This window comes from Marinifilum sp. D714 (assembly GCF_030851345.1).
In the GTDB taxonomy this organism is placed as follows: Bacteria; Bacteroidota; Bacteroidia; order Bacteroidales; family Marinifilaceae; genus Marinifilum.
Genome location: NZ_JALPNU010000009.1, coordinates 1 through 15740, shown reverse-complemented (window position 1 = coordinate 15740; position 15740 = coordinate 1). Strand labels below are relative to the sequence as shown.

Genomic DNA, 15740 nt, shown 5'->3' with positions numbered 1-15740 from the left:
AAAGACAGAGCTGAATGTCAAGCAGAAAACAGATTTATTTTTATTGAGTATAAATAAATTTTGATTAAAGTAATGATAAAAAAAGCTTCACCTTATGATGAAGCTTTATATTGATTTGTAATCGTATTAAATGTCATTTTCGGAATGTCGCATTCCTGATTTTTTCGGTTTAGCTCTCATGATTCTATATCGCTTACCAAAAAAGTATCTAAAACTTAATTTGGCAATTTGAGTTTCTCTGTATTTAATTTCCTTATTATAGCACTCAGGATCTGAAGTATGAACCTTAAATCTGAAAGTATTAAATATGTCATTAGCCGTAAAAGACAAACGTCCTCTTCCTTTTAAGACTTTTCTACTTAAGCCTAGATCTACATAGTACAGGTTTTGGTATTTTCCTTGCGCAACCAATATTTCAGATTGATAACGGAAACTTGCTTGAAGTTTAAACCACTTTTTAAAGTTCATAACTGATGTTACTTTTCCAGTAACCTCCCACATATCTCGTGTACCAAATTTATATCCTTCTCCTGGCTTTGTTTCCTCATAAATACCTGCCACATATCCATTCAAACTCCACCACTTATTTAGCTTGGTTGATCCTTCAAACTCTAATACAGAGAAAAATTTTGAATCGAAATTACCAAATTGAACAATAGATTCATTGGTTTCATCATCAATAAAGCGATATTGATTTATTAGATTCTTATAATAATTCACATATAAAGTTGTTTTGTAACTGGCCTTTTCTCTATCGAAAGCCATCGACATTTCAATGTTGTGATTGTAATATGCTTCAATATTTTGCGAACCATATCTTTGATTTTCAGGATCTCGAAGATTTTGGAAAGGATTTAACATTCCTGAATTAGGTCGATAGATCATTCTACTATAAGCCAATTGCCACTGCTTCTTATCCGAAATCTGATACGACAAGTGAACACTCGGAAAAAGATCCAAATAATCATCCTTAAATTCTTTATTGGTATTTATATCTGAATATTCTGCACGAAGACCCAATTCGTAGGCAAACTTTCCTTTCGAACCAGAATACATGGCATACAAACCATGAATGTTTTCTTCGTAATTAAAATCATCAGTAGCTGATCCAACCTTGTAATCTATTTCATTGTTACGATATAGGTAACCTGTTTCAAACTTACCTTTATCCCCTACTGGAAGCACATAATCTACCTGAGCAACAGCCTCTTTTCTTGCTGTTTTGTAATAATCTGAATACAAGCTAGTCGCGTTCACATCTGATCCAAATAATAGATCCTGCCCAAAAGATTGGATGTTAAGATACTCTGCATAATTACCAGAATTATCTGCAGCATTATCAGTATAAGCCAGGTCTATCGAAAGTGTTTCCCCTTTCTTGGCAAATTTGTGGATATATGAAGCGTTGTAAACCCAAGAATTCATATCTAAATCAACCGCACTGGTTCTATAATCAACAATTGGCATTGCACTACTTATAACATTTGTACGAGTATAATCATAGTTTCCATTCCAATTTTGAAGAACGTCTTGGTACTTGGCTGAAAAAGTTAGGGTGTTATTATTATTGATCAAATAATCCAAACCCAGTTTTCCAATATGATATCGATTCCCAAAATCAACATCTGCATTTTCCAATAGAAGAGTATGTACATCTTCCTTCTTAATTTCTCTTTGCACATTGTAATCTCGCCCTGCCCAATCATCTTTATAATTATAGGAACCAAAGAAGTTCACTTTTCCAGTACGATAGTTTCCGCTAAAACCACCTGACTTTTTATCCTTGGTGCCTACCGTTGCAGCAACACTACCATTAAAGCCTTTTACCCTGTCCTTTTTCATGATAATATTGATGATTCCTCCAGCCCCCGTGGCATCATATCTGGCTGAAGATGTACTAATTACCTCAACACGATCTACATCATGAGCAGACATACTATTTAAAACTTCTGCAGGATTCATACCTAGAAGACCACTGATTTTACCATCAATTAAAATCTTAACATCTGAACTTCCTCTAAATTGAATAGCTCCTTCAGCATCAACACTTAATCTCGGAAGAGTATTTAAAACTTCATTTATGGTTCCACCATCGGCAACTGGAGATTTGGAAACATTGTAAACCGTTTTACCAAGTTCAACCTTGGAAAATTCTCTATTTCCTTCAACCTTAACTTCTGAAATGGCTTTTGTGCTAATCTCAAGCTTCACAGGATTGGTTAGTTCCTTAATTTCTCCATTCTTAATATCGAACAGATTACTTTTATAAGTAGAATACCCCATATACTCAACCTTAAAGTAATAGGATCCAGCATTTAATTGTTCCAGTAAAAAATCGCCTCTCTTATTAGATATTGTTCCACTTACAAGCTTTGAACTATCAGTAGAGTAAATGGAAATGGTTGCAAATTCTAATGGTTTGTTTGATTGGTTTTCAACTATTTTTCCCTTTAGTGACGAATTCCTTTTTTCATTTGGCTGGTTATGTGAAAAAGCCAAATGAGAAGTAAAAACACAAATCAAAATAATAATGAACGCACTCTTGGCGTAAGTAAATTTTAGGTTCATTGTAGTTATAGATTAGTTAATTGTAGTTGGGCAACACAAATATATATGATTATGTTGAAAATGAAAACAGTGATCTAAAAATATTTTTAATATTTATAATAAAAACAAATACTCTTATCTATTATTTAAATCATTTCACTTAAATTTTATAAAATTACAAATTCAGCAAAAGGCACTTATTGTTGCTGTTTTGTGGGTATAAATAAAAAACGCTACTACAATTATGTAATAGCGAATTTTTCTTCGTCCTCATCAGATTAAATCTCAAATTGTTTTTTAAGAAGTTTGAATCCATTACGACTAACTTTTAAACTTTCTCCTGATTTTAAGATCACAACCCAATTGTCTTTCTCATATGGTTGCAATTGTGAAATTTGATCTATTTTAACCAAATATGATCGATGAATCCTACAAAACTCACTGGAATTCAGATGTGATTCAAAATACTTCATTGTTTTTTGCTTTAGGTATCGCCCATCAGCTGTATAAATCATTACATAATCATCTTGAGCTTCAAAATATTTAATTTTATCAACTGCAATTACATCGATCTTGTTTCTTGATTTGATAACAACTCTATTGATTAATTCTTCTGATTCATCGTTATGTAATTTAATTTTTTCAATCTGGTCTTGACTGTCAGTAGAATTCAAAATTCTTTCTTTTGCTTTAGCCAAAGCAGCAAGAAACCTATCCTCCGAAAATGGTTTCAACAAGTAATCAATGGCATTGTGTTCAAATGCTTTTATTGCATATTCGTTGTAAGCTGTAGTAAATACGATGTTGCAAGGTCTATCCAGTAATTCCAGCAATTCAAATCCAGTTAATTTAGGCATTTGCACATCTAAAAACACCAAGTCTGGATGTAAATCATTGATCGCCTTTAATCCCTCAAAACCATTCGAGTACTCTCCTATAATTTTAATATCGCTTTCAGAATCCAAATAGTTAGACACCAAATCTCTGGCAAGGGATTCATCATCTATAATTATTGCTTTTATCATGCTTGTATATTTTGTGGGAATTCTAAATTTACGGTAAATTGATTTTCGGTTTTAACAATCTTCATCAAATCAGTTCTTCCATAAATTAAACGTAATCGTTCCTGTATATTTCTTAATCCAATACCATTGCCTCTTGGAGGAATGGATTCCGGATCAAAATTATTGCTAATTGTAATTTTAAGTACATCATCAATCATTTCACAATTAGTAAGTATTGTAACAGGCTGTATACTTTCATGAACCCCATATTTAATTGCGTTTTCATATATAGGTTGTAAGATTAAATTTGGTATCTTCAAATTTTCACAATCAGAGGTAGAATTAAAATCTAATAATAATCTCTCACCAAATCTCACCTTTTCAATATCAAGATACAGACGAATATTATTCAACTCATTTGATAAACTATTTAACTCTTTTAAATCTTGCCCTAAGGAATATCTTAAGAAAGTAGACAATTTGACAACCATTTCCCGCGATAATTTCGGACTTGATAATGTAAGTGAACTGACCGAATTTAAACTATTAAATAAAAAATGTGGATTTATCTGTGATTTTAGGGCATTTAATTCAGCTTCCTTCACCAGGTTTTTAAGTTCCGATTCCTGAATGGTTTTATCCTGAAAGTTTCTGTAATAAATGATCAAATAATAAACCAATATTAGATAATCGTATACACATAATGCGAAAAACACCTGCCAATGTATTGGTATAAAATAGTTAATTCCATCTGGATCTTCACCAAAAAAGCCAATTCGAATTTGATATGCCGCGGAAACCCAAATCCCAACTACAATCGCACCTGCAGTTAAATGATGAAGTATAAAACCCAAAATTCCGGATTCATCCATACTAATGTAACGAACTACATACCAAACACATGCCCCAAGAATAAACAAAGGCAACGAGAAGCTAAACGAGTTTACAAAGGAGGAATATAAGTCATTTCCATCAAAATACCACCCAATTATAAAGAGAAGTAACACGAATAAAATCCACGCACCAATATAAATTGGTATTCCATAATAATTCCGTAATAATGGATGCCTCATTTTTATTATTTATACGATTTAATTTCGCAGCCTCCCAAAGCAACCAATCCTTTAATAACCAGTTCTTTTTTAGGCTCTACCACATAATTTGTAGTTGGCATTCTTTTATCTGCAACTCCTCCTAAAACTGCCGAAACTTCAACTTTAACATCCCAATCGGAAGGAACAATTAAAACACAACCACCAAACATGGCAAAAACATCTATAACATTGGTTCCTTCTGCCAAATCTGCATTGGTTAGGTTAATTTCTGAACCACCGAACAAACAAGTAATTTTACCTCCTTTAAAATTTTTGGTATTGATCATCTTCTCACCTCCACCAAACACATTCAACTCATCAATATACCCTGTATCATTACTATCAATATTTCTACCGCCAGGCATACATTCATTTCTTTTTCTGATGATAAAGATTCCCACAACAATAAGAATTACCGGCCAGAATAATCCCTTCCAATGGAATCCCCAATCGAAGATAATTGGCAATAGAAAAACTCCACCAACTCCCATTAAAATTAATCCAGTAGTTTTATCCTTTTTTCCAGCATAAAAGAGTGCTCCCAGTCCAAATAACAATGCTGGCCACGAAAAAATAACATCCTTCATGTAATAAGGAAAGATATCCAGATTTTTCAATACCAACAGGCAGCCAAACAGGATTAGAAAAACACCAAAAATTATTCTGTTATTTTGTTTTGATTCTTGATCTTTATGATGATAATGATGCTTCATAACTTTATATTTTTAAACTGTTAATTTATACTTTATTTCTTACATTCTTTTGAGACAGGTTGGAATATATATGCCACTCCCGCTACAATTAAAGCTATCGGTAAAAACCAAACTTCCCAATTAACTGGCATAAAAATCATTTCATCCAACAGAAAATAAGCCCCAACTGCAATAGCTGCAAAACCACCTAAAATTTTCCTTTTGATAACAATTGATAGCAAGCCTACTAAAATCAGTATAGACTCCCAACGATACAACCAGGTCCAAATAAAATCAGAATGAAAATTTAGTCGTTCAAGCATAACAACTAAACCAACTATTATTAATCCAATGCCTACAAAAAGGCTTTTATTTCTTCTATGTTCATCCATATGGTTTGATTAAGGTTTCACATCAATAATTTTATCGTATCACTAAATTATTACAAATGTTCTTTTAATTTCATAGCAAATCGGTTAATGGAACATGTGAATCGGTAAATGACATTTCAGATAATTTAATTGTGTCAACAAATTTGATATTATTCCCAACTGTGCATCAATTCATTAATTCAACCAATAAAAGATTCCACCAAAAGCATGTAAAATTAAGCTTAAGGTTTACTATTTTTACAATTCCTGAAGATGATTTATTCTTTAAGGCTATTCACAAATTGATCACAATTAGATTATGAACCAACAAGAAGCAAAACTTCGTATTGACGAACTTCGCAATCAATTACATACACACAATCACAATTATTACGTTTTATCTCAACCAAGCATATCAGATTTCGATTTTGATATGCTATTGAAAGAGTTGATGGAGCTGGAAGAAAAGTATCCTGAATTTAAGGATCCAAATTCACCCACTCAGCGTGTTGGTAGCGATATCAACCTTGAATTCAATCAGGTAGAACACAAATACCCAATGTTATCATTAGGGAACACCTATTCCGAAGATGAAATTCGCGATTTTGAAACCAGAATTCAGAAATTAATTGATGATGAAATAAAGTATGTATGCGAATTAAAATACGATGGCACATCCATTTCCTTAACCTATAAGAATGGAAAATTGGTTCAGGCGGTTACCCGAGGCGATGGAGTAAGAGGTGATGATGTAACAGCAAATGTAAAAACCATTCGATCGGTACCATTGCAGTTAAGCGGAAACGACTATCCTGAAGAATTTGAGATTAGAGGCGAAATTTTAATGCCTTTTTCAGTATTTGAAGAACTCAACAAGGAGCGCGAAGAAATCGGAGAAACACCATTCGCCAATCCAAGAAATGCAGCTTCGGGAACACTTAAAATGCAAAATTCAGCTATTGTTGCTAAAAGAAAATTAGATTGTTACCTGTACTATTTATTGGGCGTAAACAATCCTAAAAAAGAACACTTTGACAATCTGCAGACAGCTAAAAAATGGGGTTTTAAAGTTCCATCTCACACTGCTCTTTGCAACAATATCGATGAAGTAATCGACTTTATAAAATCATGGGATGAAAAACGTGATAGCTTGCCAGTTCCTATCGATGGAATTGTTATAAAAGTAAACTCAATTGACCAACAGGAAGAATTAGGTTTTACAGCAAAATCACCACGTTGGGCAATATCGTACAAATACAAAGCTGAAAGAGTATCCACTCAATTGAAGCAAGTTACTTACCAGGTGGGAAGAACAGGTTCAATTACACCTGTTGCCAATTTAGCACCTGTACTTTTGGCAGGAACAACGGTAAAACGTGCATCACTTCATAATGCCGATATCATTAACAATTTGGATTTACATGAAGGCGATACCGTTTATGTTGAAAAAGGTGGAGAAATTATTCCCAAAATTGTTGGTGTAGATGAAGCCAGTAGAATTAAGGGGGCAGACAAAATAGAATTCATCGAAAATTGCCCTGAATGCGATAGCAAACTAGTTCGCAAAGATGGAGAAGCAAATCACTACTGTCCGAATGACAGAATTTGTCCTCCTCAAATTAAAGGTAGAATCGAACACTTTATTAGCAGACGAGCGATGAATATAGATGGTCTGGGAGAAGAAACCATTGATCTGCTGTTTAAAGAAAACTTGATTCAGGATATTTCTGATCTATATATCCTAAAGAAGGAAGATATTGTTCCTTTGGAACGTATGGGCGATAAATCGGCTGATAGAATATTAAACAGTATTAAAGACTCACTGCAAGTTCCTTACGAAAGAGTATTGTATGCACTAGGGATAAGATATGTTGGCGCAACTGTTGCCAAAAAACTGGCCAAAGCCATTCCTTCCATTGATCAATTGGCATCATCAACTGTAGAGGAGTTGATAGAAGTAGACGAAATCGGGAATAAAATTGCCGAAAGCATTGTTGAATATTTTTCGGATGAATACCATCAGGAATTAATCAGCAAACTAAAATCTTATGGACTTCAGTTGGAAAAAGAAGTTTCTGATTCCGAAGGAGGCAGCAATAAATTGGAAGGCCTATCCATTGTTATTTCAGGAAGTTTTGAAAAGCACTCACGTGATGAATTGAAAGAATTAATTGAATTGCATGGGGGTAAAAATGTTGGTTCGATTTCTAAAAAAACAAGCTTTTTACTGGCTGGTGAAAAAATTGGCCCTAGCAAATTGGCAAAGGTTGAAAAACTTGGTATACCAATGATTTCCGAAGACGAATTTTTAGAAAAGATCAAATCCTAAGTCAGGTATAGCATATGAATTTTACCGCAATTGATTTTGAAACCGCCAATGGCAAAAGAAATTCTGCCTGTTCGCTTGGTTTGGTTAAAGTTGAAAATGGTGTAATTATTGACAGTCGGGAATGGTTAATTTCACCTCCTGAAATGTACTTTCATCCCATTAATGTTAGCATACATGGCATTACTGAAGATGATGTAGCCAACCAACCAAGCTTTAATTACATTTGGGACGAAATGGAGGATTACTTACAAGATAGTATGGTAATTGCACACAATGCAAGTTTCGATGTTTCCGTACTACGTGCCTGTTTGGAAACCTATGGGATTCCAAATCCAAACTTTGATTACATGTGTACCGTTCAAATAAGCAAGTATTTGTGGCCAAGCATGCCCAATCATAAACTCAATACTCTAGCACATCTATTTGATATTCCCTTAAAGCATCATGATGCACTTGAGGACACTTTAGCTTGTGCAAAAATTGCAATTAAAGCTTGTAAAAGCATTAGTGCAAAAAACATGAATGATCTTGCAAAGGAGATAAAAATAAAGCCTGGGAAAGTTTTTAACGGTGGTTATCAATCTCCTAAAAAATATAAATAGGCTACATAAATTAGGCTTAAAAATTTTTCATAACTTGTCATTTCAAATAAGTTTGTAAACTAAAGCCTCTTGACGACAAGTCTGAATTTAAACTAGTATTCTGAAAATGAGTTTTATCCAAAATATCAAAGAAAAGCTTGCTAATCGTATTATTAATAATAAACTAAGCAAAAATCCAAGAAAAAAAGAATTTCATAATTTGCAAAGTGCAAAAAACATTGGAATTCTATTCGATACTCTCGATGATAAGAATTATCCAAGGGTGAAGAAGTTTTCCGATGATTTAAGCAAAAAAGGGTATGACGTTCAAGCTGTTGGCTGGATAAATGCAAATGAATTACCTGATTTTGGTGTAGCTCAAAAGATCATTTTTTATACCAATAAGGATGTAAAATGGTCGGGGCATCCAATTTCTGAAGAGTTAATCAACTTTATGAACCAAAGATTCGATCTGCTATTTATCTTGTCTGATTCGGATCACATTTCATTTAGATACCTGGCAGAATTGTCCGCTGCGGCTTGTAAAGTGGGTGCTGCATCGGATCAAAGTGGTCGTTTGGATTTAATGATTAATCAGGGAAATAATAAATCCATTGATAATTTAATAACAGAAAGCCTTAACTACCTATCACTAATAAAAAAAGACTAAGATGACACTTAATAAATTTGAAGGAACAGGAATTGCCATTATTACCCCATTTCTCGACAATGGTGATGTTGATTTCGATTCTTTACACAAGCTTGTAGATTTTCAAATTACCAATGGGGTAAACTATTTGGTAGTATTGGGAACTACAGGAGAAGCAGCAACCTTATCTAAAGATGAAAAAGCAGCTGTAATCAACTCTGTAATTGAAATCAATAACAATCGAGTACCATTGGTGGTAGGATTTGGAGGCAACAATACCAGAGAAGTTGTTGAACAAATCAATCAATTCAATTCTTTTGACAAAATCGATGCAATTTTATCGGTTGCGCCGTACTATAACAAACCAAGTCAAGAAGGAATTTACCAACATTACAAAGAAATCGCTTTAGCAAGTCCGGTGCCTGTAATCATTTACAATGTTCCGGGCAGAACTGGTGTTAACATCAATGCCGATACCACCATTCGTATTGCCAATGAATTGAATAATGTTATCGCAGTTAAAGAAGCTTCTGGTAATATGGAACAGATCATGCAAATCATCAAAAACAAACCTGATCATTTCATGCTAATATCAGGCGATGATGCGCTTACTTATCCAATGATTCAATTGGGTGCTTCAGGAGTAATTTCGGTTATTGGTAATGCTTTTCCGAATGAGTTTAGCAGCATGGTGACACAAGCATTAGAACGAAAAAGCGAAGCTTTACAAACCCATTATCTTTTTTTCGATATCATTAAAGGTATTTTTGAAGAAGGTAATCCTGCAGGTGTAAAAGCCATACTTCATCAAAAAGGAATTATATTGAACAACTTAAGACTTCCTCTGGTTCCGGTAAGCGAATCACTTTACAAAAAACTAAATAATTTAAAGGAAGAGATTAATAGTATGGCATAAATATTGTTTTCTAAAAAAAGTTTAATAGTTACACTTAAATTGAATTTTACAAACAAAAATGATTAGTTATATGAAACACTCATTTCGCCTATTTGTTTTCGCTCTTGCAGTGATAAGCTTTGCTTCATGTTCAAGACAAGTAACAAGAGTTTCTCCAGATCAGCAAATTGATTTAAGTGGCCGTTGGAACGATACCGATTCCAAACTGGCTGCCGAAGCTTTAATTGATCAGGTACTTAATCAAGGTTGGATTTCTGATTATCAAAAAGAGTTCAATAAAAAACCAGTGGTAACCGTTGGTTTAATCATGAACAAAAGCTCTGAGCATATCGATGCTGATACTTATATCAAAGACATTGAAAAAGCAATTTTGAACGACGGCCGTGTGCGCTTGGTTCAAGCTGGTGCTAAAAGAGAAGAATTGAGACAAGAAAGAGCAGATCAACAAGATTTCGCTTCTAAGGAAACCATTAAAAAATGGGGACGTGAATTAGGAGCTGACTTTATCCTTCAAGGAGACATCACCTCTATTATTGATAGTTACAAGAAAGAAAAGGTAAGATATTACCAATTAAATCTTGAATTAACTAATCTTGAAACAAACGAATTGGTTTGGATGGGTGATAAAAAAATCAAGAAATACGTTAATCGATAAAGTTTAATAAGGGAAGATTCGTCTTCCCTTCTCTTCTCTACTTCGGCAATGAACAATATGCTTCCTACAAACAAGGTCTTTATTTTAATTCTATTTGTTAGCAGTTTATTCTTTTCAGGATGTGCAACTTACTATGCACAAAACGAGGCATTCAATCAGTACTTCCTTAATGGAGATATTGCCAATGCCGAAAAAACACTTGATCAGGATCCAAAAAACAAAAGAAATAAAAATCGTTCTCTATACCTTTTGAATAAGGGTACTCTTGCATGGATGCAACAAGATTACCAAAAGGCTACGGATTATTTTAATCAAGCTGACCTGTTCATTGAAGACCAGAGAAAAAACATTGCCAACGAAGCCTTGGCATTGCTAACCAATCCGGCAACAAAACCATACATCCCTGAAGATTTCGAAAATGTAATGCTAAATTTCTACAAAGCTTTAAGCTATTTGGAATTGGGCAATACCGAATCTGCATTAATTGAATGCCGAAGGGTAAACGAAAAGCTTTATGCTTTAAATGACAAGTACCCAAGAAACTATAAAAACCGCTACAGCGATGATGCTTTTGCTCACATTCTAATGGGCTTAATTTATGATTCTTCAAAGGATTATAACAATGCCTTTATTGCATATCGCAATGCTTTTAAGATTTACGAAGAAAATTACACCAAAAACTTTGGCACTCCTGCTCCTCAACAACTTAAAGAGGATATGCTAAGAACTGCTTACCTAACCGGTTTAAATCAGGAGTACGAATTTTACAAAGAAAAATTTGGCTTCGATTTTATTAAAAGCAATAAAGATGAAGGGGATTTAATTTTTATTTGGCTTACAGGTTTGGGCCCGGTAAAAGATGAATGGAGCATTAACTTTAGTGCGCTAAATAGCAGAGATGGATACCTTACCATGGTAAACGAAGGGGAAGATGTTAGTTTTCCTTTCTATGTTGGCAATATGGACAGCGACAAGAGAAATTCATTAAACGATTTGGAATTTGTTAGAGTCGCATTCCCAAAATACCGGGAAAGAATGCCAATATATACCAATGCTTCTATTCTGGTGAACGATACAATCCATTATCCATTGGAAAAAGCAGAGGATATTAATGCCATTGCCTTTAAATCTCTTCGCGATAGAATGCTAAGAGAAATGGCAAATTCCTTATTGCGCCTGGCAACTAAAAAAGCTTTGGAAAATTATGCCCGCAGCAAAGATGACACATTAGGAATGTTTGTTGGCCTTTTAAATGCAGTAACCGAGAAAGCCGATACCAGAAACTGGCAAACATTGCCTCATAGTATCCATTACAAAAGAATAAGATTGAAAGAAGGTGAGAACAACTTAAACCTACAAGTTAGCTCTCCAGATGGTTCCGTGAACAATCACAAGGTACAGGTGATTATAAAAGCGGGAAAAACCAGCTTCTATACTTTCCACAATATGGAATCAAACTAGGACATTTGATTTGTTTAAGGTAAAATAGACCCATTCCTTTTCGAATTCGGTTTTTATTTCGGCGCTAACCGTTAGATCTTCATTAAAGAACTTTTGACAGCCCATAAATAACCCGATAGCCAGATCGATAAGATCATATTTCGACTGGTAACTTACTGCAAATTTGTTTTGACTGATCCTTTCTGCCTTAAAGCCAGGAATGCCTTGGTGAGGAAAATCGGCTTGAAGTTTTACATGAATAAAATAGTCGATCTGTTCTAAGAATTCGAAAATATCCGAATTTCCTGCAAAATGTGGACGATAGATTATAATCAGGCGACTGAATAGATACTCTCCGTAAAGCTTGGTCAAATCGGTTGAAGCAATTCGAACTTCATTCGCCAGACGATGGATTAGATCATGAAATTGTGTATAAGGATAATCCATATTGGCATTAAACACACCATGATCTCCAACCTCCAAAAATGGAATGATTTTGTCTACCGCCTGAGAGCCATACTCTCTTTCTGCCATTTCCAGCAATTCAGTAAAAAATATTCCTTTCATTCAATCCAATTTAATTACTACAACGAGAGTATATATTTTTTATTATCCAAAGTATTAAAGTGAAGCTTTGTTTTGTTCCTTGTTACGCAATTCTTTCAATAGTTTTTGAATTGCCAGGTACTTTTGCTCATAATCCCATCTTCCCTTATCCTTCTGATGTGCTGCTTCATAAAACTTAAATGCCTGCTTTGGTTTATTTGTAGATTCATAAATTTCACCGGCATAAAAGTATGGTTCTGCCCTTTCAGGATAATTAACCGATGTGTAGGTTAAAAACTTTATGGCTTCATCATATCTTTCTTCTTGCTTTAATTGCAAACAAACGCTTTCCAGCAAAGAGTATGGTAATTTTTCCTTTCTACCATAATTCAGCATAACATCTCGTAAAAAACCATTTGCACTTCCTACACCACCATTTGCCAAATCTTCAACACTTGGGTATTTGTAATCCTTAAAGATCACTTCCATCCCTCTCATTAAACTTTTTCTATACAAGCTGTAATGATCTTCATCGGGCATCCATTCATATTTCCACTTTAAATCTACAGGTGCTTTCTCTTCCAATAATTTGGTAAGCTCTTTACAAGCTTCCAGCATATTTTTAGCCTCTTTGGCAAAGCTCATAAACAAATGCTTGCGTACGCTGGAGTTTTTCGTAAAAAACAGGTCCATATCATGAAGCATGGCCGTATCATTCCACCATAGAATTGGACTAAAAGCCATGTATCGATCAAACATATCGGGACGTGAGAGAAAGGCATGCATTACAAACAATCCGCTATAATTATGCCCCATTACCAAACGACGAGAACTGCCTCGGTACTCCTTTGCTACAAATGGAAAGATATCCGTTTCGAGAACTTGCAAAAAGGTATCGGCTCCACCCCTGCTCGGAAATATGGTTTTATTCAAAACCGAATCTACCGGTGTCATATCTCTAAATCGATCTGTATTGGGTATGCCAACTACAACATGAGGGGGAATAAAATGATTGTCCATCAAAAAACTCAGCACCTCAACACCTGTGGCAAAGTTAGACTCAGCATCCAGCAAATAAATAACCGGGTAACTAAAATAAGTATCTTTGAATTCATTTGGCAATAGAATTTGCAAGTCTCTATTTTCCTTTAAAATTGTAGAATATACATTGGCATTAATAAGGTTTTTAGGATTAACCTTTGCAAATAAACTACTCACACAAAAAATCAATAATAATGTAGCAAATATACTTCGCTTCATACAAGTAGGGTTTAAGTGGATTTAACCTTATTAAAATACAATTATTTACAATATGAAAAAAGCATTCCTTTATTAACTAATTATTTAAGATGATTAATGCAGAGATATTATCAAGAAAAAACCGAATTCATTTTGAATTCGGTTTTAATTATTATCAAACGCTTATTGTAAATACAGATCTAAGGTCAATTCAAAATTATCATATATGGTTTTGTCTCCCAAATTATCGAAAAAACTTCCCGATCCATACCTCACATTAAATTGGCTTCGGTCAATCACAATTTTACCACTAACGTGCAAATCGTTGCCATGATGATGCATATGTACATTAAAACTAATTGGCTTGGTAATGCCTTTAATGGTGATATTACCATGTACTTCATAACTTCCATCGCCCAAATTCTTAGCCTTCAGCATTTCAAATTTTGCTTCGGGATATTTTTCTACACCAAAGAAATCATCCGATTTTAAATGTCCTTCCAGCTTGGCTTTATAGCCATCATCTTTAATATCGGTATTTTCAATTGATGTCATGTCAACCACAAAGCTCCCTTTTTCAAGCTTGTCTCCATTTAGCATCAAACTTCCTTCGGACACTTTTATGATTCCTGAGTGCTCACCAGTTACTTTTTTACCCAACCACTCAACCTTACTTTTTTCACTATTTAATTTCTTGCTTCCACCATCAGCACTAGCACTAATTGTAAAAACAAAAGCCAATACCACAAGGAATGCTGTTTTTCTTAAAATGGTTCGTTTCATATTTTCCGTTTTTTATTTGATAATTTAAAATTATTGAATCGATTTGAATGAGAGATTCACAGTATGGAATACAATCTCAATACACTATTTGTTTTTATTCCAAATAAATTTAAGGAAATATTCCCGAGCAACTAGCATAAATTCTTGTTAAAGGCATGTTAAAAATGAAAGTAAATACAGAATAAGGCGTCAATTGAAAAAATATTTTATTTTGTAAGTTTCTACTTACAAACCGCTTAGAATATTTACCAAAGAAACTTTCAAAAAAAAGAGAAAAAAGGCTTGCATAAAACAAGCTAAAACCCCTATATTTGCAGCGCCTTTAAGGAAAACGGACGCGTAGCATAACTGGATAGTGCACCACATTACGGCTGTGGAGGTTGGGGGTTCGACTCCCTCCGTGTTCACTTTAAAAGTCTTTCTTGGAGCAAAGGGGCTTCCACCCTTCCAAGTTAAGAAATCGTTACCCTTCATCCGGTAACGATTTTTAAATCTTTCTTTTTGAAAGAAGTCATTTCTGAAATGTAATGACAAAAAAAATGCAAATTCGTTTGCATCAATAAAATTTAAACTGCTATATTTGCAGCCTCTTTTTTAAGAGACCAACGGACGCGTAGCATAACTGGATAGTGCACCACATTACGGCTGTGGAGGTTGGGGGTTCGACTCCCTCCGTGTTCACTCTAAAAATCTTTCTTGGAGCAAAGGGGCTTCCACCCTTCCAGGTTAAGAAATCGTCACCCTTCATCCGGTGGCGATTTTTTTTTGCTATTTGCTGATATCATCATCGTGCATAGCTAGGATCAAGTAAAAAACTTGTGGGGAAACTTCTAAACACACATCTTTGTACGAGTAAAATTGAAACACAAAGATGACTGATCACGAAACCTACGA

14 protein-coding genes and 2 tRNA genes are annotated in these 15740 nt (G+C 34.3%); 8 read left to right on the top strand and 8 right to left on the bottom strand.

Annotated features, from left to right (window positions below):
• Positions 1-126 precede the first annotated feature (126 nt).
• From M0051_RS10295 to M0051_RS10275, 5 genes are all read right to left on the bottom strand, one after another.
• On the bottom strand, positions 127-2568 hold the full coding sequence (locus M0051_RS10295) for an outer membrane beta-barrel protein (RefSeq protein WP_306741449.1): 2442 nt from the start codon (positions 2566-2568) through the stop codon (positions 127-129).
• A 257-nt stretch (positions 2569-2825) separates the two neighbouring features.
• The gene (locus M0051_RS10290; protein ID WP_306741448.1) at positions 2826-3572 is read right to left on the bottom strand and encodes a LytTR family DNA-binding domain-containing protein; all 747 of its coding nucleotides are present in this window, start codon (positions 3570-3572) and stop codon (positions 2826-2828) included.
• Positions 3569-4624 (bottom strand): sensor histidine kinase, encoded by a 1056-nt coding sequence (locus tag M0051_RS10285; protein WP_306741447.1) that lies wholly within the window; start codon positions 4622-4624, stop codon positions 3569-3571. Before M0051_RS10285 ends, M0051_RS10290 begins: the two co-directional genes overlap by 4 nt.
• 5 nt (positions 4625-4629) lie before the next feature.
• Positions 4630-5358 carry a LiaI-LiaF-like domain-containing protein gene (locus M0051_RS10280; protein WP_306741446.1) on the bottom strand — a complete coding sequence of 243 codons (729 nt, stop codon included), beginning with the start codon at positions 5356-5358 and terminating at the stop codon, positions 4630-4632.
• Positions 5359-5390: 32 nt separating this feature from the next.
• Positions 5391-5729, bottom strand: coding sequence for a hypothetical protein (locus M0051_RS10275; protein WP_306741445.1), 339 nt, complete (start codon positions 5727-5729; stop codon positions 5391-5393).
• A gap of 298 nt (positions 5730-6027) precedes the next feature.
• Between M0051_RS10275 and ligA the strand changes: the two genes are divergently transcribed.
• The 6 genes from ligA (at position 6028) to M0051_RS10245 (ending at position 12299) form a co-directional block, all read left to right on the top strand.
• Complete coding sequence (gene ligA, locus M0051_RS10270) at positions 6028-8037, top strand: NAD-dependent DNA ligase LigA (RefSeq protein WP_306741444.1); 2010 nt, start codon at positions 6028-6030, stop codon at positions 8035-8037.
• A 14-nt stretch (positions 8038-8051) separates the two neighbouring features.
• Positions 8052-8639, top strand: a complete 588-nt coding sequence (locus M0051_RS10265) for a 3'-5' exonuclease (protein ID WP_306741443.1) — start codon at positions 8052-8054, stop codon at positions 8637-8639.
• A gap of 106 nt (positions 8640-8745) precedes the next feature.
• Positions 8746-9288 carry a hypothetical protein gene (locus M0051_RS10260; protein WP_306741442.1) on the top strand — a complete coding sequence of 181 codons (543 nt, stop codon included), beginning with the start codon at positions 8746-8748 and terminating at the stop codon, positions 9286-9288.
• A gap of 1 nt (position 9289) precedes the next feature.
• Positions 9290-10183, top strand: coding sequence for a 4-hydroxy-tetrahydrodipicolinate synthase (dapA, locus tag M0051_RS10255; protein ID WP_306741441.1), 894 nt, complete (start codon positions 9290-9292; stop codon positions 10181-10183).
• Between the two features lie 70 nt (positions 10184-10253).
• Entirely contained in the window at positions 10254-10838 is a 585-nt protein-coding gene (gene lpoB / locus M0051_RS10250) for a penicillin-binding protein activator LpoB (protein WP_306741440.1), read from the top strand.
• 48 nt (positions 10839-10886) lie between these two features.
• Positions 10887-12299, top strand: a complete 1413-nt coding sequence (locus M0051_RS10245) for a COG3014 family protein (RefSeq protein ID WP_306741439.1) — start codon at positions 10887-10889, stop codon at positions 12297-12299.
• Here the strand turns inward: M0051_RS10245 and M0051_RS10240 are convergent.
• The 3 genes from M0051_RS10240 to M0051_RS10230 all read right to left on the bottom strand — a co-directional run bounded on the left by M0051_RS10240 (position 12291) and on the right by M0051_RS10230 (position 14846).
• Positions 12291-12845, bottom strand: coding sequence for a heme NO-binding domain-containing protein (locus M0051_RS10240; RefSeq protein ID WP_306741438.1), 555 nt, complete (start codon positions 12843-12845; stop codon positions 12291-12293). The two genes, M0051_RS10245 and M0051_RS10240, sit on opposite strands and share 9 nt — an antisense overlap.
• A 54-nt stretch (positions 12846-12899) precedes the next feature.
• On the bottom strand, positions 12900-14084 hold the full coding sequence (locus M0051_RS10235) for an alpha/beta hydrolase-fold protein (protein ID WP_306741437.1): 1185 nt from the start codon (positions 14082-14084) through the stop codon (positions 12900-12902).
• 162 nt (positions 14085-14246) lie between these two features.
• Positions 14247-14846, bottom strand: coding sequence for a YceI family protein (locus tag M0051_RS10230; protein ID WP_306741436.1), 600 nt, complete (start codon positions 14844-14846; stop codon positions 14247-14249).
• 333 nt (positions 14847-15179) lie between these two features.
• On the opposite strand from M0051_RS10230, the gene M0051_RS10225 reads away from it, so the two are divergent.
• Both M0051_RS10225 and M0051_RS10220 read left to right on the top strand, forming a co-directional pair.
• A tRNA-Arg gene (locus tag M0051_RS10225) sits at positions 15180-15253 on the top strand.
• A 200-nt stretch (positions 15254-15453) separates the two neighbouring features.
• Positions 15454-15527, top strand: a tRNA-Arg gene (locus M0051_RS10220).
• Positions 15528-15740 lie beyond the last annotated feature (213 nt).